This is a genomic window from Listeria monocytogenes (assembly GCF_041765605.1).
In the GTDB taxonomy this organism is placed as follows: domain Bacteria; phylum Bacillota; class Bacilli; order Lactobacillales; family Listeriaceae; genus Listeria; species Listeria monocytogenes_D.
The window spans coordinates 1,134,927-1,160,598 of the sequence record NZ_CP168900.1; the positions used below are offsets into that span (position 1 = coordinate 1,134,927).

A 25,672-nucleotide genomic window follows, 5' to 3' on the forward strand; every position below is an offset into this window, starting at 1 on the left:
CTCTTTTAGGTTGCAAAATTTTACTATAGATTTTGGAATGTAAACGCTCTATCATTGAAGTATACTGAAAAACTATTAAGAGGGTGTTGAGCCAAATGTCCATTTTAGAAAAGATTAAAGATGCTGGCGTTGTTGGTTGTGGTGGAGCGGGCTTTCCGACCCATGCCAAGTTTAGCGGCGAAGTGGAATACTTAATTATTAATGCGGCGGAATGTGAGCCGTTACTAAAAACCGATCATTTTGTTATGAGAAACCATGCAGTAGAAACAATTAAAGCAATTGAAATGGTTAAAAGCCAAGTCGGAGCAGAATTTGCTGTTATTGCGACAAAACGATATTACACAGAGGAAATTGCGGCTCTGCGGTCAGCAATTACAGAACTAGATGCAACCGTCACTATTCATGAGATGGATAATGTCTATCCAACTGGTGATGAGCAAGTCATGGTGTTTGAAGTCACTGGGCGAGTTGTACCACCAAGTGGCATTCCACTAATGGTTGGTTGTATTGTATCGAATGTTTCAACGATGTGGAATGTTTTTCATGCAATTCAAGACGATGCACCAGTTATTCGCAAACAGCTAACAGTTACAGGTGCAGTGGGAGAGCCAAAACTTTTAGATGTACCAGTTGGAACGCCATTCGAAGTTTGTTTAGCAGCGGCAGGCGGAACCAATTTAGACGAGTATTTGTTCTTAGACGGTGGACCAATGATGGGTAAATTAAATGACCAATCGACTATCGCTGACAAAGTAGTAACAAAAACTACCTCCGGTTTGATTGTGGCTGAGGATACTGGTTATTTGCACAAGCTTCATTATCAAACTGTGGAGCAAATTTTCAATGAAACAAAATCAGCTTGTATTCAGTGCTCGCTTTGCTCGGATTTATGCCCACGACAACAATTAGGTCATGATATTCATCCCCACAAAGTCATGCGCCATTTCGCGGTTGCAGAAGATATAACGGATATCAAGCCAGACCCAATTTGGGAAGAAGCGATGATTTGTTGTGAATGCGGTATTTGTGAGGTAATCGCTTGTCCGATGGGGCTTTCCCCGCGCCAAGTAAACATTCACGTCAAAAAAGAACTTTTAAAACAAGGTGTGCGCTATCAAACAGATAAGAAAGAATTTACACCAGATCCGATGCGCGAATATAAATCGATTGCCCCAAAAAATATTTTAATCAAAATGGGCTTACAGCAATACGCTGATGTTCATTTAGAAAAAATGCATTATTTAGAAGTGGATGAAGTATTTATCCCAACAAAAATGCATATTGGAGCTCCGTCTATTCCAGTTGTGAGCGAGGGAGATATCGTGAAAAAAGGCGATTTAATTGCGAAAATTCCTGATGCTGCTCTTGGGGCCAATATCCATGCAAGTATTGATGGTCAAATTGTTCGTATAACCGAAGAACAAGTTCATATTAAGAAGGTGATGTCATGAAAATGGATACGTTAGGATTTCTTGAATTAAATAGTATTTCAAAAGGCATTGAGGCAGTTGATACGATGCTAAAGGCGGCCAATTCCGAATTGATTTATGCAAAAGCAAGCTGCCCAGGTAAGTATTATATTTTAATCGCTGGGACAGTGGACTCAGTGGCGCAATCCATCGAAGCAGGAACAAAAATTGGCGCGGCCAATATCGTTGGCAACCTAGTGATTCCACGTGTGTCTGATCAAGTAATCAAAGCGATTAACAAAACAGAAGTTCCAGACGAAATGAATGCAGTAGGCGTCATGGAATATTATTCTTGCTCTGGTTCGATTATTGCTGCCGATGCTGCGGTAAAAGCGGCTGATGTGCAGTTACTAGATATTCGTTTGGCGACTGGGATTGCTGGTAAATCTTTTGTTGTTTTAACTGGTGACACAGCAGCTTGTGAAGCAGCAGTGGAAGCAGGACTTGCGGCAGCGAAAGAAGAAGCACTTTTAATTAATAAAGTAGTTATTCCAAGACCGCGTAAAGAAGTCTTTGAGAGTTTGATTTATTAAAAAGATAACAATATATTGTCATAGAGTTTTGGAAGAAGGCGCGCACTGACTGAGGTTGCGCGCCTTTTGAACAAGCTGACAAAATAGTGGCGCATAAATATGATAGGATTATTTTGAGATAGTTTGTCTAGATGAGGAGTGGAAAAAATGGGTTTTGATGATAATAAAGAACGTGTAATACAAGAATATGTACCAGGTAAACAGGTGACGCTTGCGCATTTAATCGCCAATCCGAACCGTGATATTTATACAAAATTAGGATTAGAAGACGGCGCTAGTGCGATTGGGATTTTAACTATTACACCAAGTGAAGCTTCCATTATTGCAAGTGATATCGCGACTAAATCCGGCGATGTACGAATTGGCTTTATTGACCGTTTTAGTGGTTCGGTTGTACTAACAGGGGATGTTTCTTCTGTTGAATCAGCTTTACAACAAGTCGTTTTTTCATTAAACGAAATTTTGGACTTTTCGATTCCAAAAATTACTAGGAGCTGAGTCGCTTGAAGAAAATGATGGTAATGGGCTCGGTTGGATGTGGTAAAACAACCCTGTGCCAAAAATTGCATGGTTATGATATTTTATATAAAAAAACACAAGCTGTGGAGTATTTTCAAGAAATGATTGATACTCCTGGTGAGTTTGTACAGCATAGACAACTTTACAGTGCGCTTACAGTAACTGCAGCAGATGCGTCAGTGATTGCGATTTTACAAAGTGTGACAGAGAAAAAGCAGACGTTCTCACCAATGTTTGCCAGTATTTTTGCTAAACCGGTTATTGGGATTGTTACAAAAGTGGATTTGGCGGAATCGGATAAAGACATTGAACGAGCAGAGCGAGAATTACGCATGGCTGGCGCGAAGCATATTTTTTATATTTCCTCGGTGGAAGAAACCGGAATAGAAGAATTACGCGCATATTTGGAAGATTAATTTTAACTAAGTGGAGGTTTTTTTATGCCTCAAGTGAGGGATTTATCTGTAATTGATGTGCCAGGAGGTTGTATTTTAACGAGCTGTGATATTAGTGCTGGGTTTGGCGAGAAAGCGAATGATGGCTTAATGGTTGCCCCAGAAGTGACAGCTCGTTTGACCTTGAGAGTGGCTTTGATTGAAATGATTGCTTCTGGTGCAGAAGTTGTAGCTGTTAGTGATGTTGTTGGTGCCGAAATGGAACCCACCGGCAGACGTGTTATAGCTGGATTAAAGGACGAACTTATCAAAGCAAATTTAAGCCATATTGAATTAAATGGCAGTACAGAAGAAAATATGAAAGTAACTCAAACTAGCGTAGGGGTTCTTGTATCTGGTTTTGCGACTAAAGCTGCACTTAAGCTCATAAATGTGCATGAAGCTGCGGTCTTATTTGCGTTTGGCGAACCTATTGTAGGCCCAGAAGTCCTGCAAAAAATGACAGAAATGCCAGATTATCGTTTAGTGAAAAAATTGGTGGCACATAAGGCTGTGCTTGAAGTAGTACCGGTTGGTTCGAAAGGGATGGCTTATGAGGCAAATCTTTTAGCGCGATTAAATGATGACGTTTTTTCTGCGAGTGATACTTTTAGCGAAGAAATCATGAACAAAACTGCAGGACCGGCATCGGTTATTTTAGCTGCAGTGAAGGCGAGTGATGTAACCGTCTTTGAACGGGAATTTTTAGGTGCTAAACGTATAGGGGAGTTACGTGGAAATGAGGAATGGACATGAGTGAAATGATGCTTGTAACTGGCGGAGCAAGGAGCGGAAAGAGTAATTTTGCTGAAAAAGAGGCGGCCAAATATAATCGTGTTTTATATGTGGCAACTGGTATTGCGTATGAGAACGATACGGAGTTTCAAGCCAGAATTCAAAAACATCAAGCGACTCGTCCAGCAAATTGGGATACATTCGAAAGTTTCCAAGGGATTGCTGCTTATTTGGATCAACATACGAACGAATATGAGCTAATTATGCTTGATTGCGTGACGATGTTAGTGACTAATTTGTTTTTCACTATGCTTGGTGAGCGTGAATTGACTAATGAGGTTGCAGATGAAGTCGAAGCGGCGATTCAGTTGGAAGTGGCTGCAATTTTAACTGCTGGAAAAAAGTCTTCTGCTAAACTTATTTTTGTGACGAATGAAATTGGGCTTGGTGTCGTACCTGAAAATAAGCTCACACGCGTTTTTAGAGATATTATTGGTCGGATAAATCAGCAAATAGCGACTCAAGTAGAAGCAGTTTATTTTGTCGTAAGTGGCATTCCGAAAAGGTGGAAGTAATATGAGAACATTGATTTTATTAATTCAATTCTTTACGCGAATTCCGCTACCTATCCAAATAAATATGGATGAAATTAACTTGAAAAAAGGGAGTGCTTTGCTGCCATTTGTCGGGGTGATTATTGGTGCTTGGAATTGGCTCATTTTTACTTTGGTATCGCTTGTTATGCCTTTGCCGGTTGCGATTATTGCGGGACTCTTTGCAGAAATTATCATTACTGGCGGTTTTCATGTTGATGCACTGGCGGATACGGCGGATGGGCTTTTCTCTTCTCGGAAAAGAGAGCGTATGCTGGAAATTATGAAGGATAGTCGTGTAGGCGCGAATGGCGTGATTGCGATTTGCTTTTATTTTCTTTTTTATGGCGCTTTATTCCTATCTGTTCCTGATACGCAACAAATTGGTTGGCTATTTTTCGTTTTACCGATTGTTGCTAAAGGCGTGACAATGTTGCTTTTTGCAAAAATGACCTATGCGGGATCAAAAGAAGGTCTAGGTTCAATTTTTCTAGGAGTTCCTTGGTGGCCGATTGTGATTGCGCAAGTGATTGTGTTAGTTGCTTTAGGGGCGTTTTTCTCTTATATTGGGGTCATTGCTTATGCTGGCGTGATTCTGTTTACGATTATTTACCGGGCATTTGTTTATAAACGGATTGGTGGTATGAATGGGGATACGCTTGGTGCGGGTGGACAAATGGGACAACTTATTTGTTTATTTTGTTTAGTGCTGCTTTGGGGGTTGATTTAAGTGCAACTTATTTTTGTGCGACACGGAGAAACGGACTGGAATGTAGCGAAAAAATATTGTGGTCAGTTAGATGTTGCATTAAATGAAAATGGCGTTCGACAAATGGAGCAACTTCGCGAAAAGCTAGAGGATTACTCGGTCGATTTAGTTGTTACGAGTGATCTTACACGTGTGAAACAATCAGCAAATATTTTAAGTAATGCAAAGGTGTTGCGCTTTTCTTCTTTAAATGAAATGGATTTCGGTGATTTTGAAGGGTATACGTATCAAGAAATTAGCGCTAAGTTTCCAGAAGCTTGGAATGAATACTGTAATAACTGGCAAACGGCGCTATTTCCAAATGGGGAAAGTTTTCCGATATTTTATGAGCGAGTAGTTGCGACATTGGAAGAAGAAATGGAAAAATGGCAGCAACTTGATACGGTGTTGCTCGTAGGTCACCTTGGAGTTTTACGGGTCATTGCGCTTTTTTTACAAAAACAAACTATAGCACAATATTGGGATATCGATTTTAAGCAAGGATGTTATTCGCTCTGGGACAACAAATCTCAACGTTTTCTTATTTCTAATCAATAGTAGATTTTTGTTGTTTATGTTGAAACCGCTTTTTTTGTAAATACTTTGTGGTAAGATGTAGGTAGTTAAATAGGTCTTATGTTGGTGGAATGTATGTGCATTTCTGAAAGAGGAATTCGGTGCGATGCCGAAACTGCCCCCGCAACTGTAAGGTGGACAAGAATAGATATAACCACTGTACGTTTTAATGTATGGGAAGGTTCTATTGTTGGATGAAGCCAAGTCAGGATACTCGCCAAATAAGCCGGAAGCAACTCTTTTTCGGGGTCCTAAAAAGCGTATGCGGGTCGTATAGCTTATTTGCTGTGCATAAACTCTCATTCGATGACGGATGAAAGTTTTTTTGTTTTTCAGGCAACAAAAAAGTCATATTCCTAAAGGAAAGAGAACATGACTTTTAGATAAAACTTATTTTAATGTTTCGCGGTAGCCTTTTGGCGTAACTTCAAACTCTTTCCGGAAGACTTTGCAGAAATAGCTTGTTTGTGTGAAGCCTAGGTTACGAGCGATATTATCAATGGACAAACGTGGATTTTTCAACATTTCTTTGGCAAGTGACATTTTCTTTTGGTTCACATAATTGATGAAATTCACATTCATTTCTTTTTTGAATAACTTACTAAAATAATAAGAGCTAAGATACACATGACTTGCCACTTCATCGAGTGTAATCGGTCGGTTGAGATTTTTCTCGATATACTTAAGTGCTTTCCGAATTTCTTTATTTTCTTCATGATGCGCTATTTTTGTATGATGAAAAACAATTTTTTGCTTTTGTTCTTCCCGACTTTTTTCCATTTCGGATTTCAAGTAATACTGGGAGATAATCGTGAGCATTTCGGCAGAAGAGTTAATTTTCTTGGAGCTGAAAACAGGGACAGAGCGAAATGCGGAGATGAGCTCTTTATCATTTTTCCAATCGGTTTCTTCTGCTTGAATATTACCAACTTCGCTACTTTCTTCACAAATAACCTGGCCACTAAGTAAAAATCCGCTAAGTTGGTTTTCGACGACAATTGGAACTGAAAAATCAGTTAGTCCAGCATGACATCGATAAATTAAGGGCTTTCCGGTTTTGGAGGCTTCCAGTCCACCAAACATATCACATTTTTGGCAAAGGGAGCGATATTTGGGATTGGAGCGAATAAGTTGGCAAAAAGGAGTAAAGTTACATAATCTAGAAACTTCGGTACCGTGTATATCTACAACAACGGAGGCTAAACTGGTTGCGGCTGAGAACTCATCCATTACTTTTTCAATGAGCATTTCGTTGCTTTTGGACTGTAGTAACATAGCTATTCCCCTTTCGGCGAGACTTGGCGTGTTTCTGTCGTTCTTAGTATAGCATATTTATAATGCGCTTACATTTTCTTGCCATGAAGATAACAATATATTGCTAAGAGTAATTTCATAAGAGAAAGCCCAAACCATGCATTATTGGATGGCTTTTTGTCGTTATTTTTTTTTGAGGCGCAAAATTGTGTTAAAACACGATTGGCGTCTTCTTTTTTTCTGTTTGGAAGCGGCAACTATTTATATTCCAGATTGCCTATACTGAGAGAGTAAAATACTTATTTTGAGAAGGAGGTACACCCATGCAAGAAGCACTAGGCTTAGTTGAAACTAAAGGGCTAGTCGGCGCCATTGAAGCCGCTGACGCCATGGTTAAATCAGCTAACGTAACATTAACAGGGTACGAAAAAATCGGGTCTGGACTGGTTACTGTCATGGTTCGTGGCGATGTTGGTGCAGTGAAAGCAGCGACAGAAGCAGGAGCAGCGGCAGCAAGAAATGTAGGTACCGTGATGAGTACACATGTTATTCCTCGTCCGCATACTGATGTGGAAGAAATTTTACCAGTGAGGGTGAAGTCAGATGAGTGAGCAAAATAAACTAATTGACGAAATTCTAAAACAGGTAATGGAAACGGTTAATGATGCCCCGGAAAAAATAGTAGAGGATGGAGGATCACGTCAAATGAGTGAAAAAGCAGTTCAATTAACAGAATTTGTAGGAACAGCAATAGGAGATACAATCGGCCTAGTGATTGCGAATGTAGACGGACAACTTTTAGAAGCAATGAAGCTTGAGAAGTCTTACCGTTCTATAGGTATTTTAGGAGCCCGTACTGGTGCAGGCCCACATATTATGGCAGCAGATGAAGCTGTAAAAGCTACAAATACAGAAGTAGTAAAAATCGAATTACCACGTGATACAAAAGGCGGTGCGGGTCACGGTTCTTTAATTATCTTTGGTGGTGACGATGTTTCTGATGTCAAACGTGCAGTAGAAGTTGCACTGAATGAATTAGATAAAACTTTCGGAGATGTTTACGGCAACGAAGCTGGACACATCGAACTTCAATATACAGCGCGAGCAAGTCATGCACTTAATACAGCATTCGGCGCACCTGTAGGAAAAGCATTCGGACTTATGGTTGGTGCACCGGCTGGGATTGGCGTTGTCATGGCAGATACTGCAGTGAAATCCGCTAACGTAGATGTCGTTGCATATTCCTCGCCAGCAGATGGGACAAGTTTCTCCAATGAAGTGATTCTTTGTATTTCTGGAGATTCTGGTGCAGTCCGTCAAGCTGTTATTTCAGCACGTGAAATTGGTAAAAAATTACTTGGAGCTTTAGGGGATGAACCGAAAAATGATCGTCCATCCTACATTTAGAACGGAGGGTAACGACTGATGAAATCAAAACGCTTTGAAGAATTAGCAAAACGCCCGGTCAATCAAGATGGTTTTGTAAAGGAATGGATTGAAGAAGGCCTAATCGCAATGGAAAGCCCGAATGATCCAAAACCAAGCATTAAAATAGAAAATGGAAAAGTAGTCGAAATGGATAGCAAAAAATTAGCTGACTTTGACTTAATTGACCATTTCATCGCTAAATATGGCGTCGATTTATCTCGTGCGGAAGAAGTTATGCAAATGGATTCTGTGAAGCTTGCAAACATGCTTTGCGACCCAAATGTACCACGGGAAAAAATCGTTTTACTTACAACAGCTATGACACCGGCAAAAATAGTAGAAGTAGTTTCACAAATGAACGTTGTCGAAATGATGATGTCGATGCAAAAAATGCGCTCTCGCAGAACACCAACAACCCAGGCCCACGTAACAAACTTGCGTGATAATCCTGTTCAAATTGCAGCAGATGCAGCAGAAGCAGCGATTCGTGGTTTTGACGAGCAAGAAACAACCGTTGCGGTAGTTCGTTATGCACCTTTTAACGCGCTTAGCTTATTAGTAGGTTCGCAAACAGGTCGTGGTGGCGTATTAACGCAATGTTCTCTCGAAGAAGCAACAGAATTAGAACTAGGTATGCGTGGTTTAACTTGTTACGCGGAAACGATTTCTGTTTATGGTACAGAACCTGTATTTACAGACGGAGACGATACACCTTGGTCCAAAGGTATTTTGGCAAGTGCTTATGCATCTCGAGGTCTGAAAATGCGCTTCACATCCGGAACTGGTTCTGAGGTTCAAATGGGTTACGCAGAAGGTAAATCGATGCTTTATCTAGAATCTCGCTGTATTTTCATTACGAAAGCGGCTGGTGTTCAAGGTTTACAAAATGGTTCGATTAGTTGTATCGGAATTCCGGGAGCCGTACCAAGTGGTATTAGAGCGGTTCTTGCAGAGAATTTAATTGCCGTAATGTTAGATCTAGAAGTTGCTTCTGGTAATGACCAAACTTTCTCTCACTCGGATATTCGTCGTACAGCTCGTTTGCTGATGCAATTTTTACCAGGAACAGATTATATTTCTTCTGGTTACAGTGCAACACCTAACTATGACAATATGTTTGCTGGTTCCAATTTTGATGCAGATGACTTTGATGATTACAATATTTTGCAACGTGATTTAAAAGTAGACGGTGGTTTAACGCCGGTTACAGAAGAAGAAGTTGTTGCAGTTAGAAATAAAGCAGCACGAGTAATTCAAGCTGTTTTTGATAAATTGGGTCTTCCAGAAGTAACCGATGCTGAAGTAGAAGCAGCAACGTATGCTCGTGGAAGTAAAGATATGCCAGAACGTAACATGGTAGAAGATATTAAAGCAGCAGCTGAAATGATGGACCGTGGTGTGACTGGTCTGGATGTTGTTAAAGCGTTATCTGCTGGTGGATTCGATGATGTTGCTGAAAGTGTACTAAATATGTTGAAACAACGTGTATCTGGGGACTTCCTTCATACATCTGCCATCATTGATAAAGACTGGAATGTCATTAGTTCCGTCAATGACTTAAATGATTATGCAGGTCCTGGAACTGGTTATCGCTTAGAGGGCGAACGCTGGGAGAAATTAAAAGATATCGCTGTTGCAGTTGATGCAAACGAATTAGAATAAGCTACTTCCCATTTTTTATAAAGGAGGATTAAGAGACATGGTTGAAATTAACGAAAAAGTACTTCGCGGAATTATCTCAGAAGTACTAGATGAATTACAGCTAAAAGAAGATAAAGTTTCTTTCCAAAAAGAACAGCCAAGTGTTGCAGTTTCGGATGAAAGCTTTTTAACAGAAGTTGGGGATGCGAAGCCGGGTAGACAAAAAGATGAAGTTGTTATTGCGGTCGCACCAGCTTTTGGTAAATATCAAACAAAAAACATTGTTGGTGTTCCACATAAACAAATTTTACGAGAAGTGATTGCAGGTATTGAAGAAGAAGGGTTAAAAGCACGTGTTGTTCGTGTATTCCGTTCTTCTGACGTAGCTTTCGTCGCAGTAGAAGGCGACAAATTAAGTGGTTCTGGCATTTGTATCGGCATTCAGTCGCGCGGTACAGCATTAATCCACCAAAAAGATTTACAACCACTTTCTAACTTAGAGCTATTCCCGCAAGCACCACTAATTACGCTAGAAACATACCGGGCGATTGGTAAAAATGCGGCAAAATATGCCAAAGGTGAATCACCAAATCCAGTGCCAATGGTCAATGATCAAATGGCACGCCCGAAATTCCAAGCCAAAGCAGCTTTACTTCATATCAAAGAAACAAAACATGTTGTTCAAGGGAAAAATGCAGTCGAATTACAAGTAAACTAATAGTGAGGTGAAAATGATGAATCAAGAAGCACTAGAAAATATGGTTAGAAATATTTTACAAGAAGTAAATAGTGGCGCAGTATCCACAACAACTTCTCAAAAAGTGAGCGGAGATACACTGACAGTACGAGATTATCCACTCGGAACAAAACGTCCAGAACTTGTAAAAACATCGACATCAAAATCATTAGACGACATTACGTTGAAAAGTGTTCTAGATGGCACAATCAAACCGGAAGATGTTCGTGTAACAGCGGAAACGCTTAAAATGCAAGCACAAGTAGCAAGAGATGCCGGACGTGCAACACTCGCGAATAATTTCGAACGTGCAGCAGAGCTAACAATCGTTCCAGATGAACGCATTTTAGAAATTTATAATGCGATGCGTCCTTATCGTTCCTCAAGAGAAGAATTACTTGCGATTGCGGATGAATTAGAGAGTGTTTATCATGCAACTATCTGTTCTAATTATGTTCGTGAAGCAGCACAGCTTTATCAAGAGCGTAAGAAATTAAAAGGCGATAATTAAAATTCTCCTTTTGCTCGCGATTATGTAGGAAATGCGGTGAAATGAATGAAGTATATTGCAGGGATTGATATCGGGAATTCTACAACGGAAGTGGCACTTGCTATGGCAAACTCCTCGAAGGAAGCAGCGTTTGTTGCTAGTGCTATTACGGACACAACCGGTATCAAAGGAACAAAACAAAATCTTCACGGGATTTTTAAAGCATTGCGACTTGCTTTAGAGAAAGTAAATGCGACGACCGAGGACTTAGCCGAAATCCGTATCAATGAAGCGACACCAGTGATTGGCGATGTGGCAATGGAAACTATTACAGAAACAATCATTACTGAGTCTACGATGATTGGTCACAATCCTAAAACACCAGGGGGACTTGGTATGGGTTCAGGTGTGACGGTGCTATTGGATGACGTTACATCTAAATCAAAAGATGCAGACTACATTGTGATTATCCCGAAAACAGTCGATTTTGAAGATGCAGCAAAGCAAATTAATACTTACGTCGAAAATGGCTATCAAATCACAGCTGCAATTCTTCAAGCAGATGACGGGGTTCTCGTGCATAACCGACTAAACCATAAGATTCCGATTGTCGATGAAGTTGGTTTTATTGATAAAGTACCGGTCGATATGTTAGCAGCTGTTGAAGTTGCAGCTCCCGGAAAAGTCATTGAAACCATTTCTAACCCATATGGTATTGCGACAGTATTTCATTTGAATTCGGATGAAACGAAAAATATCATTCCTGTGGCACGAGCTTTAATTGGCAATCGTTCGGCGGTGGTGATTAAAACGCCAGAAGGTGATGTCAAAGCTCGAACAATACCAGCGGGGCATATCGAACTTCAATCAGGATCCAGAACGCAGCGTGTCAATGTCGCAGAAGGCTCTGAGAAAATCATGCAAGCCATTATGTCACTTCCAAAACTCGACAATGCTAGCGGAGAACCAGGAACAAATATCGGCGGCATGCTAGAAAAAGTGCGCCAAACGATGGCTGGACTAACAGATAAATTGCCAGCAGATATTTTTATTCAAGATTTGCTAGCTGTGGATACATTTGTTCCAGTAGATGTTCAAGGTGGGCTTGCAGGGGAGTTTTCCATGGAACAAGCGGTTGGTATTGCCTCCATGGTAAAAAGTGATCACTTGCAAATGGCAGCCATCGCCTCAGAAATCGAACAAGAACTGCAAGTAAGCGTCAAAATTGGTGGTGCAGAAGCAGAGGCTGCCATTCTCGGAGCGCTTACTACACCGGGAACTAATACTCCACTTGCCATTTTAGATTTAGGTGCTGGATCCACAGATGCCTCGATTATCAACGGAAAAGGAGAAATTATCGCAACTCATTTAGCTGGTGCTGGCGATATGGTAACGATGATTATCCAGTCAGAAATTGGCCTTGAAGACCGTTATTTAGCCGAAGATATTAAAAAATATCCGCTTGCTAAAGTCGAAAGTATTTTCCACATTCGGCATGAAGATGGCACAGTGCAATTTTTCGATACGCCGCTTTCTCCAACTGTTTTTGCCAAAGTGGTGATTGTAAAACCTGATGGCTTTGTGCCAATACCTGGGGATGTATCAATTGAAAAAATCAAATTAATTCGCCGTTCAGCTAAGGAGCGTGTCTTTGTAACGAATACCATCCGCGCATTAAAATATGTCAGCCCAACTGGGAATATTCGAGATATTCCATTTGTCGTAATTGTTGGAGGATCAGCCCTTGATTTTGAGATTCCACAATTAATTACCGATGCACTTTCTCATTATTCACTCGTTGCTGGCCGTGGGAATATTCGTGGTAAAGAAGGCCCTAGAAATGCAGTTGCAACAGGCTTAATTCTAGCTGGAGGTGCTAAGGCATGATTCCAGTTGTTAGTAAGCCAGCAATTTATTTTCATGCAGATGTAGACGCGAATCCAGACAGTATTAAACAAGTTTTATTTGGAATAGAAGAAGAAGGCATTCCATGTGAATTAGAAATTATGCCTTTGAAAGACGAAGTGCAAGCAGCATTTCGAGCATCTGCGAGTTCTCCGCTTCTAGTAGGGGTTACGCTGAAAAATGATCATTTAGTGATTCATTATCGTAATTTACCCCCAGATAAACCACTATTTTCAGCGTATCGTTTTTGCGCAACCACACTAGAAAATCAGCGAAATATGGGAATGAATGCAGCGCGACTTGTCAAGGGTGTACCTTTTAAATAAGGAGGTGAAGGAATGCATCAAGCAATTGGAATGATTGAAATTAAAGGACTTGCTTCAGCGATAACCGTAGCAGATACAATGGCAAAAGTAGCCAATATCCAACTTATAGACACGGAAAAAGCAAAAGGTTTTGGCTGGATTACTGTGAAAGTGGAAGGTGATGTTGCAGCTGTGAATGCGGCACTGGAAGCAGGCGAACAAACCGCAATAGCCTCAGACAGTTTTATTGCGAAAAAAGTCATTCCTCGACCAGGGGAAGAGATTTTTACAGTATTTTGGCCAAAAGAAGAAATAGAGCCAGAACAGCCGGAAGTGATGGTTGAAACAGAAAAAGTGGAAGAAACCGAAGTCCCGGCAGAAGCGACTTGCAATCTATGTCATGACCCACTTTGCCCACGAGTAAAAGGGGATCCGAGACAAGATTGTATCCATTTTGAAGAAGAGAAGTAAACCCAATTTGAGGAGGAAATAATAATGAATAATGCACTTGGAATGATTGAAACTAAAGGTCTTGTTGGCGCAATTGAAGCAGCTGACGCAATGGTAAAAGCAGCAAATGTATCACTAGTAGGGTATGAAAAAATCGGTTCAGGTCTTGTAACTGTTATGGTTCGCGGTGATGTAGGCGCAGTAAAAGCAGCAACAGATGCAGGCGCAGCAGCAGCTCGTAATGTTGGCGAAGTACAATCTATCCACGTTATCCCACGTCCGCACAATGATGTAGAAACCTTGCTACCAAAAGGTTTATAAGTCGTGGAAAGAGAAGAATTAAAAGCAATAATCAAGCAAATAGTAGCAGATAAACTTAGTGGTGCGGAAACAGAGATTCCTATTGGAGTCTCTAACCGCCACATACATTTAACAGAAACAGACTATAACCAACTTTTTCCAAATGAACCTATTCAAGTAAAAAAATGGCTCAAACAACCCGGCGAATTTGCTGCTGAGCAAACCCTTACTGTTGTTTCAGAAAAGGGAGAACTGCATCGTGTCCGCATTTTAGGACCACTTCGGAAATTTTCGCAAGTAGAGCTTTCTAAAACGGATGCAAGAATGCTTGGTATGAAGATTCCAATCCGCGTTTCCGGAGATATTGACGGGACACCTGGAATCAAACTCGTTTCGAAACATAGCGAAATCTTCTTACCAAAAGGAGCGATTGTCGCGAAACGCCACATCCATTTACCAGAAAGTGTGGCGAATGAATTCGGTGTGAAACAAGGCGATGAAGTCTCCGTTCTAGTAGGTTCAGAAATGCGAAGTCTTGTTTTAAATCATTGTACGATTCGAGTAAACAATCAATTTATACCAGAAATGCATATTGATACGGATGAAGCAAATGCAGCAGATATTGCTGGCACGTGCTTTGCAAAAATAATCAAGTCGTGACGAGATAAGGAGGTGCGGAAATGGATATTCTACAAACAGCAAATGAACGAATGGAACAGCTTGCAGCGCTAATGAATAAAGATATTAAACAAAAAGTTTCTGCTGATCAGAAAGTGAAAGTTGGCGTCGATTTAGGTACTTCCTCCATCGTGTTTGTTGTTCTAGATGAACATGATGTGCCACTTTTTGGAGCGTTTGAATTCGCAGATGCTGTTCGCGATGGTCTCGTTGTTAATTACCGCGAGTCTGTAGAGGTTGTGACACGACTGAAAGACCGCGCAGAAAAATGTTTAGGTATAACTTTAACACATGCTTCTGGAGCTATCCCGCCAGGTACTATCGGAAATAATAAAAAAGTAGTGGCGAATGTGATCGAAAGTGCGGGAATGGAAGCACTTTATACGATTGACGAACCAACTGCGGCAGCCGCGGTACTAGGATTACAAGATGGCGCAGTGGTTGATGTCGGCGGTGGTACGACTGGAATCAGCGTTTTTGAAAATGGTGAAGTGATTTATACTGCAGATGAACCAACTGGAGGAACGCATATGACGCTTGTTCTTGCGGGATATTATGGTGTTCCAGTAGAAGAAGCCGAGCAGAATAAACGCGAGCAAAAAGATTCTAGTGAGCATTTTTCTGTGATGCGTCCAGTAGTGGAAAAAATGGCAGAAATTACCCGTGTTCATCTCGAGAAATCTCCCTCAGAGCCACTTTACATTGTTGGCGGTGCTTCCGCATATAGCCAGTTCAAAGATACGTTTGAAAGCTATTTGAAGATGCCTGTTTTTCAACCGAATTATCCACAGTATGTCACGCCACTTGGTATTGCTATGAGTTCAGGGAGCGAGAATCTATGATAGAAAAATTAGTGCAAATTATTGTCCAGCGCTTGAAACTTCGTGCGACAAATAAAACTTCTATCGCTATCAGCAAACTTCCACGCGATCCAGTTGCGATTTTTATAGAAAGTGGAACGATTCGATTAACTCAAGTAAATAAACATTTTCTTGAGCGAATTCTCGGTGGAAATCGAGCAGAATCACTAACTGTTTGGTTTGAAAAAGCTACGGATTATGGAGTGACGATTGAACTTGAATTGTACGATAACGGCGAACCTTGGCTGGATTATGCAATGCTTAGTCAGTTAAATTACCCCGTTTTTACGAGTAATGGTGAGCGACTTTTTCATGCAAGTAATCAAGTAGTTTGTTACGGTGATAGCGCGGTAATCCCAAGCGGAAGTACACTTTGCAAATATAAAAAGCAGCTTATTACACCGCTTGCAAATGAATATTTAACGAAAAATAATATTGCAGTGCGGGAAAGGCAGTGACGTTATGTTTATGGCAAAAATAACAGGAAGTGTAGTTTCTACAAAAAAAGAAGACTCACTTACTGGTAAAAAATTGATGATTGTACAACCGGTTGATGCAAATGGAGAGCATGTGCGCTCAGAAGAAGTAGCGTGTGACTCTGTTGGGGCAGGAATTGGGGAGTATGTGCTTGTTGCTCGTGGCAATGCAGCTAGAAGTGTTTTTGCGGAACCAAATAGTGCGATTGATTCGGCAATTATTGCAATTGTCGATAGTTTTGATAAGTAAGGAGTGAATAACTCGTGAGTATCTATACAAAAACCGGCGATAAAGGGACAACGGCACTATTTGATGGGAATCGTGTGAAAAAATACGATGACCGCGTCGAAACCTATGGGTCGTTTGATGAGCTGAATGCAGAAATTAGTGTAGCAGAAAAATTCGTGACTTCAGCTGAGAATAAGTCTTTGCTTAGAAACGTGGAGCGGCAGTTGTTTTACGTTTGCGCAGAACTTGCAACAGAGCACGAAGCATCCCTCGCCAGCAAAATTATTATTACAGAAAACGACATCAATCAACTTGAAAAAGTCATTGATGATTACACTGCAAAGTTGCCAAAAGTCGATAGTTTTGTTCTTCCTGGATCAAGCACAGCCGGAGCATTTCTTCATAGCGCAAGGACTGTTGCTAGGCGCGGTGAGCGATTATTAGTTCGTTTGTCAGAACAAACAGCTATCCGAAAAGAGTTATTAAAATTTGTAAATCGCTTATCGGATTTCCTGTATATTCTTGCTAGAGAAGAAGATTTCAGACAAATGCTCGATAAAGCAACCAAGCTCATTGTTGCCAAATACTTAGAGCAAACTGGCCAAGAAAAGTCAGTTACATGCGATTTGTCTTTTTCCTTTTGTGAAAAATTAATGCACCAAGTTTGCATCGTTTCAGAAGAAATTGGTGTTCCAGTCACACTTGCTATCGTCGATGCGCACGGTAATGCCAGATTTAATTACCGGATGGAGCACGCTCTTTTAGTAAGTGCAGAACTGGCAACGAAAAAAGCATATTCAGCTGTAGCAATGAAAACTAGTACAGAAAAATTAACAGAAGCAGTTCAGCCAGGAGCCCCACTTTATCAATTAGAAACACTGACAAATGGTGACATTGTAACCTTTGGCGGGGGTGTTCCTATCTACGGAAAAGATGGAGCTATTATTGGTGGAATGGGGATTAGCGGCGGATCAGTGGAGGAAGATATCCACATTGCGAAAAAAGCATTATCAATGATAGAGAAGGGGTAATTCTGTATGGAATCATTAGAACTCGAAAAACTAGTGAAAAAAGTTCTCTTAGAAAAATTAGCAGAACAAAAAGATATACCAGTAAAAACAACGGTCAAAGGTGCGAAAAGTGGAGTTTTTGATACGGTTGATGAAGCCGTTCAAGCTGCCGTTATAGCACAAAACAGCTATAAAGAAAAATCGCTAGAAGAACGCCGCAATGTGGTGAAGGCTATTCGTGAAGCACTTTATCCAGAAATTGAATCCATTGCGGCGCGAGCAGTTGCTGAAACTGGTATGGGAAATGTGGCGGATAAAATTTTGAAAAACACGTTAGCGATTGAAAAAACGCCAGGTGTGGAAGATTTGTATACAGAAGTTGCTACTGGTGATAATGGCATGACGCTTTACGAACTTTCTCCATATGGCGTAATCGGGGCTGTTGCACCAAGCACGAACCCAACGGAAACCTTGATTTGCAATACAATCGGCATGCTTGCAGCTGGAAATGCTGTTTTTTATAGCCCGCATCCTGGTGCCAAAAATATTTCTCTCTGGTTGATTGAAAAGTTGAATACGATTGTTCGTGAAAGTTGCGGTGTTGATAACTTAGTTGTTACAGTCGAAAAACCATCCATTCAAGCAGCGCAAGAAATGATGAATCATCCGAAAGTACCGCTTCTTGTTATTACAGGTGGCCCTGGTGTAGTTCTTCAAGCCATGCAATCCGGTAAAAAAGTTATTGGCGCAGGTGCCGGGAATCCGCCATCTATTGTAGACGAGACAGCAAACATCGAAAAAGCAGCTGCTGATATCGTAGACGGCGCCTCTTTTGACCATAATATTCTATGTATTGCGGAGAAAAGTATTGTTGCAGTTGATAGCATCGCAGATTTCTTAATGTTCCAAATGGAAAAAAATGGTGCACTACATGTCACCAATCCAAGCGATATTCAAAAACTAGAAAAAGTAGCTGTCACAGATAAAGGCGTAACAAACAAAAAATTAGTCGGAAAAAGTGCTTCAGAAATTTTAAAAGAAGCGGGGATTGTTTGTGATTTTTCACCACGTTTAATTATTGTGGAAACAGAAAAAACACATCCGTTTGCAACTGTAGAATTATTGATGCCGATTGTTCCTGTTGTAAGAGTTCCTAATTTTGACGAAGCGCTTGATGTCGCTATTGAATTAGAGCAAGGCTTGCATCACACAGCAACGATGCATTCGCAAAATATTTCTAGATTAAACAAAGCTGCACGAGACATGCAAACATCCATCTTTGTCAAAAATGGTCCTTCATTTGCGGGATTAGGCTTTAGAGGAGAAGGTAGCACTACTTTCACTATTGCAACGCCTACCGGAGAAGGGACAACTACCGCACGTCATTTTGCTAGACGTCGCCGTTGTGTTTTAACAGATGGTTTTTCGATTCGTTAAGAGGAGGCAAACTGAATGAACAGCTTTCAAATTAAAACAAAAGTAGCTTTTGGTACGAATAGTTTACAAGTTTTAAAAGAAATAAAAAATAAAAATGTTTGGATTATTTGTGATCGTTTTTTGGCTGATGGGGAAGGGCTTCAAGGTTTAATTGGACAATTGGATACATCTAATAATGTGCATATTTTCACCGATGTCGTACCTGATCCACCTATTTCCAAAGTAGCTGGAGGGGTTAGTGAGGCTGGCAAAATCCAACCGCAAGTCATGATTGCTTTTGGTGGTGGTTCAGCGATTGATACGGCCAAGGGAATCTACTATTTCGCTAAGCGGTTAGAAAAAATCAATATCAGTACTTTTATTGCAATTCCAACCACCAGCGGTACGGGTTCAGAAGTTACAGCCGCAACCGTTATCACTGATCCAACAACGAAAATTAAATATCCACTTTTCTTAGATGAACTAATTCCGGATATGGCTATTTTGGATGCGCAACTGGTTGTTACAGTACCGCCAGCCATTACAGCAAACACGGGAATGGATGTCTTAACACACGCTATCGAAGCTTATGTCTCTAAAGATGCAAGCGATTATACCGATGCTCTTGGTGAAAAAAGTGTGCAATTAACATTACGTTTCTTAACGAGCTGTTATGATGATGGTCGTAATTTAGCGAATCGAGAAAAAATGCATAATGCCTCTACTATGGCTGGAATGGCTTTTAACTGCGCCAATTTAGGCTTGAATCACAGTATTGCGCATCAACTTGGTGCACAGTTCCACGTACCACACGGTCTAGCCAATGCGATTTTACTGGATGCAGTGATTCGTTTTAACGCCTTTAAAAATCGCGAAACAGAACAAAAATATGCAGAAATGGCACGCATTTGTGGCATTGCTTCCAGATCAGACTCGAACGAAACAGCTGTCCGCTTACTCCGCGAGAGAATTGTAGCGATGATGGAACATATGCAAATGCCACGCACATTGACAGACGCCGGTGTAGCAAAAGAAAAAGTCTATGCAAAAATGGACGAAATTGCAACGAATGCACTGAAAGATGCTTGCTTACCAACTAGTCCTACGACACCGTCACATCAAGAACTAAAAGAAATTTTAGAACAAATCATTTAGAATTTACGTTAAAAAGGAGGATAAACTATGTCAGCATATTTGGCGGAATTTATTGGAACGATGGTTTTAATTATGTTTGGGAACGGCCTTTTAGCAGGATTGACATTAAATAAATCATTATCTCAAGGAGCAAACTGGGTAGTAGTTACATTTGGTTGGGGCTTTGCTGTAATGATCGGTATTTATGTAGCAGGAGCATATAGTGGGGCGCATTTAAACCCAGCTGTAACTATTGCGCTTGCAGTTGGAGGATCATTCCCTTGGGCAGATGTGGTGCCATATATTATCGCACAAATCGCCGGAGCATTTGTCGGAGCATCCATCGTTATTTTACACTACTATCCGCATTTTAAAGCGACTCCCCCAGAAATTGATACACATGGTATTTTTTCCACAGGACCAGCGATTAGAAATACACCTTTCAACTTAATCAGTGAAATTATCGCAACATTTGCTTTCATTTTTGGTTTACTTATGATTGGAGCGAACAGTTTCACAGATGGTTTAAATCCATTAATCCTTGGCTTTCTAGTAGTTGCTATCGGAATGAGCTTTGGACCAACGACAGGTTATGCGATTAACCCAGCTCGTGATTTAGGACCAAGACTTGCTTACTTTTTACTACCAGTACCAAATAAAAGTGGATCAGACTGGCGTTACGCTTGGATTCCAATTGTCGGACCAATCATTGGCGGTCTCTTAGCCATTGGACTATTTAACATTTTATTATAAAAAAGCATGGAGTAAACAAGAATGGCTTTGTTTACTCCTTTAAAAATGAGAAAGGACTGAGCTATATGCACAAAATTATGGCGATAAACGCAGGGAGTTCTTCACTGAAATTCCAAATTTTTACGATGCCAGGAGAAGAAGTTTTAGTTAAGGGCTTAATTGAAAGAATCGGTCTACCAGACGCCATTTTCAACATGTCCTTTCAAAATGAAAAAATCAAAGAAACACGAGCAATCAATAACCACGGGGAAGCAGTTGAGATTTTACTGGAGCAGCTGAAGGCACATCAAGTGATTAATGATCTAAATGAAATTACAGGGGTCGGACATCGTGTTGCGCATGGCGGAGAAGATTTTGTTACGTCCTGTGTTGTAACGGATGAAGTGGTGAAGGGGATTGAAGCTGTGACAAACCTTGCGCCGCTACATAATCCAGCGAATATCATCGGAATCAAAACATTTCGTGAATTGCTGCCAAATGCGGTTTCAGTTGCAGTATTTGATACCGCATTCCATCAAACGATTCCAGAAGAAAACTTTTTATATGCGCTTCCTTATGAACTTTACGAAAAACATCATATTCGAAAATACGGTTTTCATGGAACGAGTCATAAATATGTGGCTGGAAAAGCAGCAGAAGTTCTCGAAAAACCTTTAGAAAAATTAAAAATTATTTCTTGTCATTTAGGTAATGGAGCGAGTGTTTGTGCGATTGAAGCAGGGAAATCAGTGAATACTTCCATGGGCTTTACACCAAATGCTGGCTTGATGATGGGAACACGTTCTGGTACAATTGACGCGACAATCATCCCGTATTTAGTGGATGAATTAGGCTATAGCTTGGATGAAGTGATGCATATGATGTCTAGTGAATCAGGTGTCCTTGGCGTATCGGGAATTTCAAGTGATTTCAGAGATATCGAAATTGCAGCCAAAGAAGGTAATTCACGCGCGCTATTAACACTTCGTATGTTTACTGGCCAAATATGCAACTATATCGGTGCCTATGCCTCCGCAATGAACGGTTGCGACGCATTATTATTTACAGCGGGTGTGGGTGAAAATTCGCCATTAATCCGCCAAATGGTAACAGAACAGTTAAGTTATCTTGGTGTAACATGCCATGTGACAAAAAATAATGCGGGTGATATGATAATTAGCAATGATGATGAAGCAGTCAAAGTGTGCATTATTCCAACCAATGAAGAACTAATGATTGCTCGTGATGTAGAAAAGTATGCAAAACAAACGATAAGTTAAGGAGCGATTTGATGTGAAAATAACGACGGCTTCTCACGGTGGCAACTATAATGAACTAGCAAAACAACACGGATTAACGAAAGAAATGGTGCTCGATTTCAGTGCGAATATTAATCCACTAGGAGTCCCAGCTAGTTTGAAACAAACGATAACAACAAATTTGGACAAACTGGTAGAATATCCAGAACCAGATTACTTGGCGCTCCGTGCGCGAATTGCCTCGTTTCATCAACTCGACCTAGCGAATGTAATCCCTGGAAACGGTGCGACTGAGCTGATTTTCGGAATAGCAAAAGTAACAAAGGCGCAAAAAGTACTCGTACTTGCGCCTACTTTTGCGGAATACGAACGTGCTTTTTTTGATGCAGAAATTGTTTATGCTGAGATAACGAAAGAAACAAATTTTGCTGCGGCCGCTAGTGTACTAAAAATGCTTGAACAAGACTTGGATATTGAAGCCGTTTGTTTGTGTAACCCCAATAATCCAACCGGGCAACTTATCTCCCAGAAGGAAATGGTGGAAATTGCAAATCTATGTGAAAAACGAAACATATATTTGATTATCGATGAGGCTTTTATGGACTTTTTAGAAGAAAATGAGGCAATTTCGATGATCAATTATTTAGAAAGATTTTCACATTTAGCAATCATCCGCGCCTTTACGAAATTCTTCGCGATTCCAGGGCTAAGACTTGGTTATTTGCTAACAAAGAATAATCTATTAGCCGAAGCATTATTACAAATGCGCGAACCATGGTCGATTAATACATTCGCTGATTTAGCAGGGCAAATACTATTAGAAGACAAAACATATATTAAACAAACCTATCAATGGATTCACAAGGAACGAGAATTCTTATACACAGGCCTATGCGAATTTCCAGAACTTACGGTATTTGAACCAAGTGTAAATTACATATTTTTCCACCTCGAAAAACCATTTGATTTACGAAAAGAATTGCTTTTAAAAGGGATTTTTATCCGAAGTTGCGCTAATTACCGAGGCCTCACGGAGAATTATTACCGAGTGGCAGTGAGAAGTAGAGAAGATAATCGCCAACTCTTAACAGCACTTGAGGTGATTTTTAGTGGTAATTAAAGCGAGGTGTCCGGCATCTTGTGGGGAACTTTTGCAAGGCTGGATTTTAGGCGGAGAGAAGCTAATTTCTTACCCAATCAACTGGTATTCCGAAGTCACTTTATCTGATAAAGTAGGACTAAATAACTCCGGGCATACAAAAGCATGGCTCGCATTCCAAACCACTTGCGAGTATTTTGGTGTGGCTAAAAGAGACCTCCCGCAAGTATCTTTACAAGTGAAGTCAACTATTCCGGTCGCGAAAGGCATGGCAAGTTCCACCGCTGATATTGCCGCAACAATTGGCGCTACAGCAAAATGGCTGAATAAATCTATCTCAGAAGCTGAAATTGCCAAGCTATGTTTACAACTAGAACCAACGGATAGCACTATTTTTGAATCACTAACTTTGTTCGATCACTTAAGAGGGGACATCATTCAAAACTCCAATTGGATGCCAAAGCTTGGCGTCGTTGTGTTAGAACCGCTTACCATTTTAGAAACAGCTACATATCGGCAAGAAAATCACCAAGCGCAATTACTCAAAAACGAAGGACATCTAGCAAAAGGAATGGACTATTTTCAACAAGCCGTCACGCAAAAATCCATTCACTTACTTGGTAAAGCTGCATCAGTTAGTGCAGCCTGCAACCAAACTATTTTGCCAAAACCATTTTGGCGAGAGATTGTGGAAGTGACGGAAAACTTGGATTTAGTGGGGTTAAATGTTTCGCATAGTGGTACCGTTGTCGGTATACTTTATGAACTCGAAAAAACGGATCCACTCGAAATTTTATTTGAGCTAGAACGGCGCTATGTCACGACTTTTTACAGTCGATATTATTTCCGTGAGTTTGTCAGTGGCGGGGTTCAAATTATTTCGTAAAGCAAATTCTTCTTGCAAGCGGTCTATTTTATGCTATAATAATTTTGATAAACGAATTCGTTCATACAAACAGTTAGATACTGGAAGTCTGGTGAAAGTCCAGCACGGTCCCGCCACTGTAAGGAGTTAGACACTCTAAGTCAGGTCTTTTATCTAATTGTTTTAACTGGTTATACTGCTTCGAGGCAAAGCATGTATAATTCTTGGTTCCAGTGTAGTTGTCTCACTGGGGCTTTTTTATTTGTTTTTAAAACAAATAAGCCCACTGTAAATGGTTTGGTGCCGAGAAGCTGAACGAGCTACGTTTTATCAAGCACCATACGCACAAAGATGTGCACCGCTTCGTTTTATGGTGGGCAATGATCTTTTCAACGACGAAAAGAGTGATACAAGGAATGTATCTTCATTGCCTATTTACAAAAAAAGATTTGACATTTCCACGGGTTTGGTTTTTAATAAAGTGGACAAATAAAATATTTTACGGTACAAAGGCGTACTGTTTACTTAGCAAAGAAGCTTTGAGTTGGAAGAGGAAATTTCTCTACTCAAAGCTTCTTTTTTTATTTTTAAAAAAACTAGGAGGTAATCTCATGCAAAAAGTTAGTTTTAAAACAGATCTTTATATTGGCCAAGGAGCAACAGATCGTTTACTCGATTTTAAAGACAAACAAATCTTTATCGTAACAGATCCATTTATGGTTAGTTCCGGAATGATTAATGCGATTACAGAAAAAATTGATCCATCGAATACATATACGATTTTTAGCGAAATCATTCCAGATCCACCGATTGAAAACGTGGTAGCAGGAATTGAAGTTTTGAATGAATGTGATGCTAACTTGATGATTGCAATTGGTGGCGGATCAGCGATTGATGCGGCGAAAGCGATGAAATTCTTCGGCCAAAAACTTGGTACGGTGCGCGCAATGCCTTTCATTGTCATTCCAACAACTAGTGGAACTGGCTCCGAAGTAACTAGTTTCTCTGTTATTACAAACAAAGAAAAAGCCATTAAATACCCACTAATTACAGATGCTATTTTGCCAGATGAAGCAATTTTAGATGCAGACTTAGTAAAATCTGTTCCACCAGCAATTACAGCAGATACTGGTATGGATGTGTTAACGCATGCGCTTGAAGCTTATGTATCTACAAAAGCGAATGATTACTCGGATGCAATGGCGGAAAAAGTTATCCAATTAGTTTTCACTTATTTAGAACGTGCTTACAAAGACGGTAATGATTTAGAAGCTCGCGAAAAAATGCATAATGCGTCTTGTCTTGCAGGAATGGCATTTAATATTACTTCTCTTGGCTTAAATCACGGTATTGCGCATACAGCCGGTGCGAAATTTAAAATTCCACATGGTCGTATGAATACATTACTTTTACCGCACGTAATTAGTTATAATGCTGGAATTACAAGTGATTTTGGTAACAATCCGGATAACCGAGCAGCAGAACGTTATACAGCGATTGCCAAATTACTAAAAATGCCAGCATCGAATACACGTCTTGGTGTTCGTAGCTTAATTAATGCAATTAAACAACTTCAAAAGAAACTCAATATGCCAACTACCTTATCCGAATGTGGTGTTAGCCGCACTGATTTAAATGAAAATATCGCTCAAATCGCGGAAGGCGCACTAAATGATGGATGTACTGCAACCAATCCTAGAATACCGACAGAAACAGATGTTAGTGCGATTCTCGAAAAAATGTTGGCATAAAAGTTATTTATTTCACAACTGGAATCAAATAACCTATTGACATCGTT

30 protein-coding genes and 2 riboswitches are annotated in these 25,672 nt (G+C 40.3%); of the genes, 29 read left to right on the forward strand and 1 reads right to left on the reverse strand.

Going from position 1 to position 25,672, the window contains the following annotated elements:
* Positions 1-86 precede the first annotated feature (86 nt).
* The 8 genes from AB2Q86_RS05775 (at position 87) to cobC (ending at position 5,589) form a co-directional block, all read left to right on the forward strand.
* Entirely contained in the window at positions 87-1,451 is a 1,365-nt protein-coding gene (locus AB2Q86_RS05775; RefSeq protein WP_077904914.1) for a 4Fe-4S dicluster domain-containing protein, read from the forward strand.
* Entirely contained in the window at positions 1,448-2,002 is a 555-nt protein-coding gene (locus AB2Q86_RS05780) for a BMC domain-containing protein (RefSeq protein WP_003736310.1), read from the forward strand. Before AB2Q86_RS05775 ends, AB2Q86_RS05780 begins: the two co-directional genes overlap by 4 nt.
* A gap of 147 nt (positions 2,003-2,149) precedes the next feature.
* Positions 2,150-2,500, forward strand: coding sequence for an ethanolamine utilization microcompartment protein EutS (gene eutS, locus AB2Q86_RS05785; RefSeq protein ID WP_003730493.1), 351 nt, complete (start codon positions 2,150-2,152; stop codon positions 2,498-2,500).
* Positions 2,501-2,505: 5 nt separating this feature from the next.
* Positions 2,506-2,937 (forward strand): EutP/PduV family microcompartment system protein, encoded by a 432-nt coding sequence (locus tag AB2Q86_RS05790; protein WP_003721544.1) that lies wholly within the window; start codon positions 2,506-2,508, stop codon positions 2,935-2,937.
* Positions 2,938-2,961: 24 nt separating this feature from the next.
* Positions 2,962-3,711: a hypothetical protein gene (locus AB2Q86_RS05795; protein WP_012581539.1), complete on the forward strand. Its 750-nt coding sequence runs from the start codon at positions 2,962-2,964 to the stop codon at positions 3,709-3,711.
* On the forward strand, positions 3,708-4,265 hold the full coding sequence (gene cobU / locus AB2Q86_RS05800; RefSeq protein WP_012581538.1) for a bifunctional adenosylcobinamide kinase/adenosylcobinamide-phosphate guanylyltransferase: 558 nt from the start codon (positions 3,708-3,710) through the stop codon (positions 4,263-4,265). Before AB2Q86_RS05795 ends, cobU begins: the two co-directional genes overlap by 4 nt.
* 1 nt (position 4,266) lies before the next feature.
* The gene (gene cobS, locus AB2Q86_RS05805) at positions 4,267-5,013 is read left to right on the forward strand and encodes an adenosylcobinamide-GDP ribazoletransferase (protein ID WP_012581537.1); all 747 of its coding nucleotides are present in this window, start codon (positions 4,267-4,269) and stop codon (positions 5,011-5,013) included.
* Positions 5,014-5,589 carry an alpha-ribazole phosphatase gene (gene cobC, locus AB2Q86_RS05810; protein WP_012581536.1) on the forward strand — a complete coding sequence of 192 codons (576 nt, stop codon included), beginning with the start codon at positions 5,014-5,016 and terminating at the stop codon, positions 5,587-5,589.
* 65 nt (positions 5,590-5,654) lie between these two features.
* A riboswitch (cobalamin riboswitch) is annotated at positions 5,655-5,844 on the forward strand.
* Positions 5,845-5,997: 153 nt separating this feature from the next.
* Here the strand turns inward: cobC and AB2Q86_RS05815 are convergent.
* A complete protein-coding gene (locus tag AB2Q86_RS05815; RefSeq protein ID WP_003730488.1) occupies positions 5,998-6,882 on the reverse strand; it encodes a PocR ligand-binding domain-containing protein in 885 nt (294 codons plus the stop codon).
* 302 nt (positions 6,883-7,184) lie between these two features.
* Here AB2Q86_RS05815 and pduA (AB2Q86_RS05820) point away from each other — a divergent pair, with 302 nt between their 5' ends.
* The 21 genes from pduA (AB2Q86_RS05820) (at position 7,185) to AB2Q86_RS05920 (ending at position 25,625) form a co-directional block, all read left to right on the forward strand.
* Complete coding sequence (gene pduA / locus AB2Q86_RS05820; protein ID WP_003719356.1) at positions 7,185-7,472, forward strand: propanediol utilization microcompartment protein PduA; 288 nt, start codon at positions 7,185-7,187, stop codon at positions 7,470-7,472.
* Complete coding sequence (gene pduB / locus AB2Q86_RS05825) at positions 7,465-8,268, forward strand: propanediol utilization microcompartment protein PduB (protein WP_003736321.1); 804 nt, start codon at positions 7,465-7,467, stop codon at positions 8,266-8,268. Before pduA (AB2Q86_RS05820) ends, pduB begins: the two co-directional genes overlap by 8 nt.
* A gap of 18 nt (positions 8,269-8,286) precedes the next feature.
* Complete coding sequence (locus tag AB2Q86_RS05830) at positions 8,287-9,951, forward strand: propanediol/glycerol family dehydratase large subunit (protein ID WP_003721552.1); 1,665 nt, start codon at positions 8,287-8,289, stop codon at positions 9,949-9,951.
* 37 nt (positions 9,952-9,988) lie between these two features.
* Positions 9,989-10,648 (forward strand): propanediol/glycerol family dehydratase medium subunit, encoded by a 660-nt coding sequence (locus AB2Q86_RS05835; protein WP_003721553.1) that lies wholly within the window; start codon positions 9,989-9,991, stop codon positions 10,646-10,648.
* A 16-nt stretch (positions 10,649-10,664) separates the two neighbouring features.
* On the forward strand, positions 10,665-11,177 hold the full coding sequence (locus AB2Q86_RS05840) for a diol dehydratase small subunit (RefSeq protein WP_003724696.1): 513 nt from the start codon (positions 10,665-10,667) through the stop codon (positions 11,175-11,177).
* A gap of 45 nt (positions 11,178-11,222) precedes the next feature.
* Positions 11,223-13,043 carry a diol dehydratase reactivase subunit alpha gene (locus tag AB2Q86_RS05845; RefSeq protein ID WP_009931948.1) on the forward strand — a complete coding sequence of 607 codons (1,821 nt, stop codon included), beginning with the start codon at positions 11,223-11,225 and terminating at the stop codon, positions 13,041-13,043.
* Entirely contained in the window at positions 13,040-13,387 is a 348-nt protein-coding gene (locus tag AB2Q86_RS05850; protein ID WP_003736324.1) for a glycerol dehydratase reactivase beta/small subunit family protein, read from the forward strand. The genes AB2Q86_RS05845 and AB2Q86_RS05850 overlap by 4 nt, the downstream gene beginning before the upstream one ends.
* Before the next feature lie 12 nt (positions 13,388-13,399).
* Positions 13,400-13,837 carry a BMC domain-containing protein gene (locus tag AB2Q86_RS05855; protein ID WP_012581535.1) on the forward strand — a complete coding sequence of 146 codons (438 nt, stop codon included), beginning with the start codon at positions 13,400-13,402 and terminating at the stop codon, positions 13,835-13,837.
* A 24-nt stretch (positions 13,838-13,861) separates the two neighbouring features.
* Complete coding sequence (pduA, locus tag AB2Q86_RS05860) at positions 13,862-14,137, forward strand: propanediol utilization microcompartment protein PduA (RefSeq protein WP_003719364.1); 276 nt, start codon at positions 13,862-13,864, stop codon at positions 14,135-14,137.
* A 3-nt stretch (positions 14,138-14,140) separates the two neighbouring features.
* Positions 14,141-14,776, forward strand: coding sequence for a phosphate propanoyltransferase (locus AB2Q86_RS05865; RefSeq protein ID WP_012581534.1), 636 nt, complete (start codon positions 14,141-14,143; stop codon positions 14,774-14,776).
* A 20-nt stretch (positions 14,777-14,796) separates the two neighbouring features.
* Complete coding sequence (gene eutJ / locus AB2Q86_RS05870; RefSeq protein WP_012581533.1) at positions 14,797-15,636, forward strand: ethanolamine utilization protein EutJ; 840 nt, start codon at positions 14,797-14,799, stop codon at positions 15,634-15,636.
* Positions 15,633-16,112 carry a PduM family microcompartment protein gene (gene pduM, locus AB2Q86_RS05875; RefSeq protein ID WP_012581532.1) on the forward strand — a complete coding sequence of 160 codons (480 nt, stop codon included), beginning with the start codon at positions 15,633-15,635 and terminating at the stop codon, positions 16,110-16,112. Before eutJ ends, pduM begins: the two co-directional genes overlap by 4 nt.
* A 4-nt stretch (positions 16,113-16,116) precedes the next feature.
* Positions 16,117-16,380 carry a EutN/CcmL family microcompartment protein gene (locus tag AB2Q86_RS05880; protein WP_003736331.1) on the forward strand — a complete coding sequence of 88 codons (264 nt, stop codon included), beginning with the start codon at positions 16,117-16,119 and terminating at the stop codon, positions 16,378-16,380.
* Between the two features lie 14 nt (positions 16,381-16,394).
* Positions 16,395-17,390 (forward strand): cob(I)yrinic acid a,c-diamide adenosyltransferase, encoded by a 996-nt coding sequence (locus tag AB2Q86_RS05885; RefSeq protein ID WP_003729761.1) that lies wholly within the window; start codon positions 16,395-16,397, stop codon positions 17,388-17,390.
* A 6-nt stretch (positions 17,391-17,396) separates the two neighbouring features.
* Positions 17,397-18,806 carry an aldehyde dehydrogenase family protein gene (locus AB2Q86_RS05890; protein ID WP_012581531.1) on the forward strand — a complete coding sequence of 470 codons (1,410 nt, stop codon included), beginning with the start codon at positions 17,397-17,399 and terminating at the stop codon, positions 18,804-18,806.
* A gap of 15 nt (positions 18,807-18,821) precedes the next feature.
* Positions 18,822-19,940, forward strand: coding sequence for a 1-propanol dehydrogenase PduQ (locus AB2Q86_RS05895; protein ID WP_003724706.1), 1,119 nt, complete (start codon positions 18,822-18,824; stop codon positions 19,938-19,940).
* A 27-nt stretch (positions 19,941-19,967) separates the two neighbouring features.
* The gene (locus tag AB2Q86_RS05900) at positions 19,968-20,672 is read left to right on the forward strand and encodes an MIP/aquaporin family protein (RefSeq protein ID WP_003721565.1); all 705 of its coding nucleotides are present in this window, start codon (positions 19,968-19,970) and stop codon (positions 20,670-20,672) included.
* Positions 20,673-20,737: 65 nt separating this feature from the next.
* Positions 20,738-21,931 carry an acetate/propionate family kinase gene (locus AB2Q86_RS05905; protein ID WP_003729758.1) on the forward strand — a complete coding sequence of 398 codons (1,194 nt, stop codon included), beginning with the start codon at positions 20,738-20,740 and terminating at the stop codon, positions 21,929-21,931.
* A 13-nt stretch (positions 21,932-21,944) separates the two neighbouring features.
* Positions 21,945-23,030, forward strand: coding sequence for a threonine-phosphate decarboxylase CobD (cobD, locus tag AB2Q86_RS05910; RefSeq protein WP_012581530.1), 1,086 nt, complete (start codon positions 21,945-21,947; stop codon positions 23,028-23,030).
* Positions 23,020-23,895 carry a propanediol utilization protein PduX gene (locus tag AB2Q86_RS05915; protein WP_012581529.1) on the forward strand — a complete coding sequence of 292 codons (876 nt, stop codon included), beginning with the start codon at positions 23,020-23,022 and terminating at the stop codon, positions 23,893-23,895. The genes cobD and AB2Q86_RS05915 overlap by 11 nt, the downstream gene beginning before the upstream one ends.
* Positions 23,896-23,950: 55 nt before the next feature.
* Positions 23,951-24,100: riboswitch (adenosylcobalamin (AdoCbl) riboswitch) on the forward strand.
* A 385-nt stretch (positions 24,101-24,485) separates the two neighbouring features.
* Positions 24,486-25,625 carry a 1-propanol dehydrogenase PduQ gene (locus AB2Q86_RS05920; protein WP_003729754.1) on the forward strand — a complete coding sequence of 380 codons (1,140 nt, stop codon included), beginning with the start codon at positions 24,486-24,488 and terminating at the stop codon, positions 25,623-25,625.
* The last annotated feature ends 47 nt before the right edge of the window (positions 25,626-25,672 follow it).

Coding starts and splice junctions, on each gene's coding strand:
- AB2Q86_RS05780 (WP_003736310.1), top strand. CDS start 1,448: ATGAAAATGGATACGTTAGGATTTCTTGAATTAAATAGTATTTCAAAA.
- eutS (WP_003730493.1), top strand. CDS start 2,150: ATGGGTTTTGATGATAATAAAGAACGTGTAATACAAGAATATGTACCA.
- AB2Q86_RS05795 (WP_012581539.1), top strand. CDS start 2,962: ATGCCTCAAGTGAGGGATTTATCTGTAATTGATGTGCCAGGAGGTTGT.
- cobU (WP_012581538.1), top strand. CDS start 3,708: ATGAGTGAAATGATGCTTGTAACTGGCGGAGCAAGGAGCGGAAAGAGT.
- cobS (WP_012581537.1), top strand. CDS start 4,267: ATGAGAACATTGATTTTATTAATTCAATTCTTTACGCGAATTCCGCTA.
- AB2Q86_RS05815 (WP_003730488.1), bottom strand. CDS start 6,882: ATGTTACTACAGTCCAAAAGCAACGAAATGCTCATTGAAAAAGTAATG.
- pduA (WP_003719356.1), top strand. CDS start 7,185: ATGCAAGAAGCACTAGGCTTAGTTGAAACTAAAGGGCTAGTCGGCGCC.
- pduB (WP_003736321.1), top strand. CDS start 7,465: ATGAGTGAGCAAAATAAACTAATTGACGAAATTCTAAAACAGGTAATG.
- AB2Q86_RS05830 (WP_003721552.1), top strand. CDS start 8,287: ATGAAATCAAAACGCTTTGAAGAATTAGCAAAACGCCCGGTCAATCAA.
- AB2Q86_RS05835 (WP_003721553.1), top strand. CDS start 9,989: ATGGTTGAAATTAACGAAAAAGTACTTCGCGGAATTATCTCAGAAGTA.
- AB2Q86_RS05840 (WP_003724696.1), top strand. CDS start 10,665: ATGAATCAAGAAGCACTAGAAAATATGGTTAGAAATATTTTACAAGAA.
- AB2Q86_RS05845 (WP_009931948.1), top strand. CDS start 11,223: ATGAAGTATATTGCAGGGATTGATATCGGGAATTCTACAACGGAAGTG.
- AB2Q86_RS05850 (WP_003736324.1), top strand. CDS start 13,040: ATGATTCCAGTTGTTAGTAAGCCAGCAATTTATTTTCATGCAGATGTA.
- AB2Q86_RS05855 (WP_012581535.1), top strand. CDS start 13,400: ATGCATCAAGCAATTGGAATGATTGAAATTAAAGGACTTGCTTCAGCG.
- pduA (WP_003719364.1), top strand. CDS start 13,862: ATGAATAATGCACTTGGAATGATTGAAACTAAAGGTCTTGTTGGCGCA.
- eutJ (WP_012581533.1), top strand. CDS start 14,797: ATGGATATTCTACAAACAGCAAATGAACGAATGGAACAGCTTGCAGCG.
- pduM (WP_012581532.1), top strand. CDS start 15,633: ATGATAGAAAAATTAGTGCAAATTATTGTCCAGCGCTTGAAACTTCGT.
- AB2Q86_RS05880 (WP_003736331.1), top strand. CDS start 16,117: ATGTTTATGGCAAAAATAACAGGAAGTGTAGTTTCTACAAAAAAAGAA.
- AB2Q86_RS05890 (WP_012581531.1), top strand. CDS start 17,397: ATGGAATCATTAGAACTCGAAAAACTAGTGAAAAAAGTTCTCTTAGAA.
- AB2Q86_RS05895 (WP_003724706.1), top strand. CDS start 18,822: ATGAACAGCTTTCAAATTAAAACAAAAGTAGCTTTTGGTACGAATAGT.
- AB2Q86_RS05900 (WP_003721565.1), top strand. CDS start 19,968: ATGTCAGCATATTTGGCGGAATTTATTGGAACGATGGTTTTAATTATG.
- AB2Q86_RS05905 (WP_003729758.1), top strand. CDS start 20,738: ATGCACAAAATTATGGCGATAAACGCAGGGAGTTCTTCACTGAAATTC.
- AB2Q86_RS05920 (WP_003729754.1), top strand. CDS start 24,486: ATGCAAAAAGTTAGTTTTAAAACAGATCTTTATATTGGCCAAGGAGCA.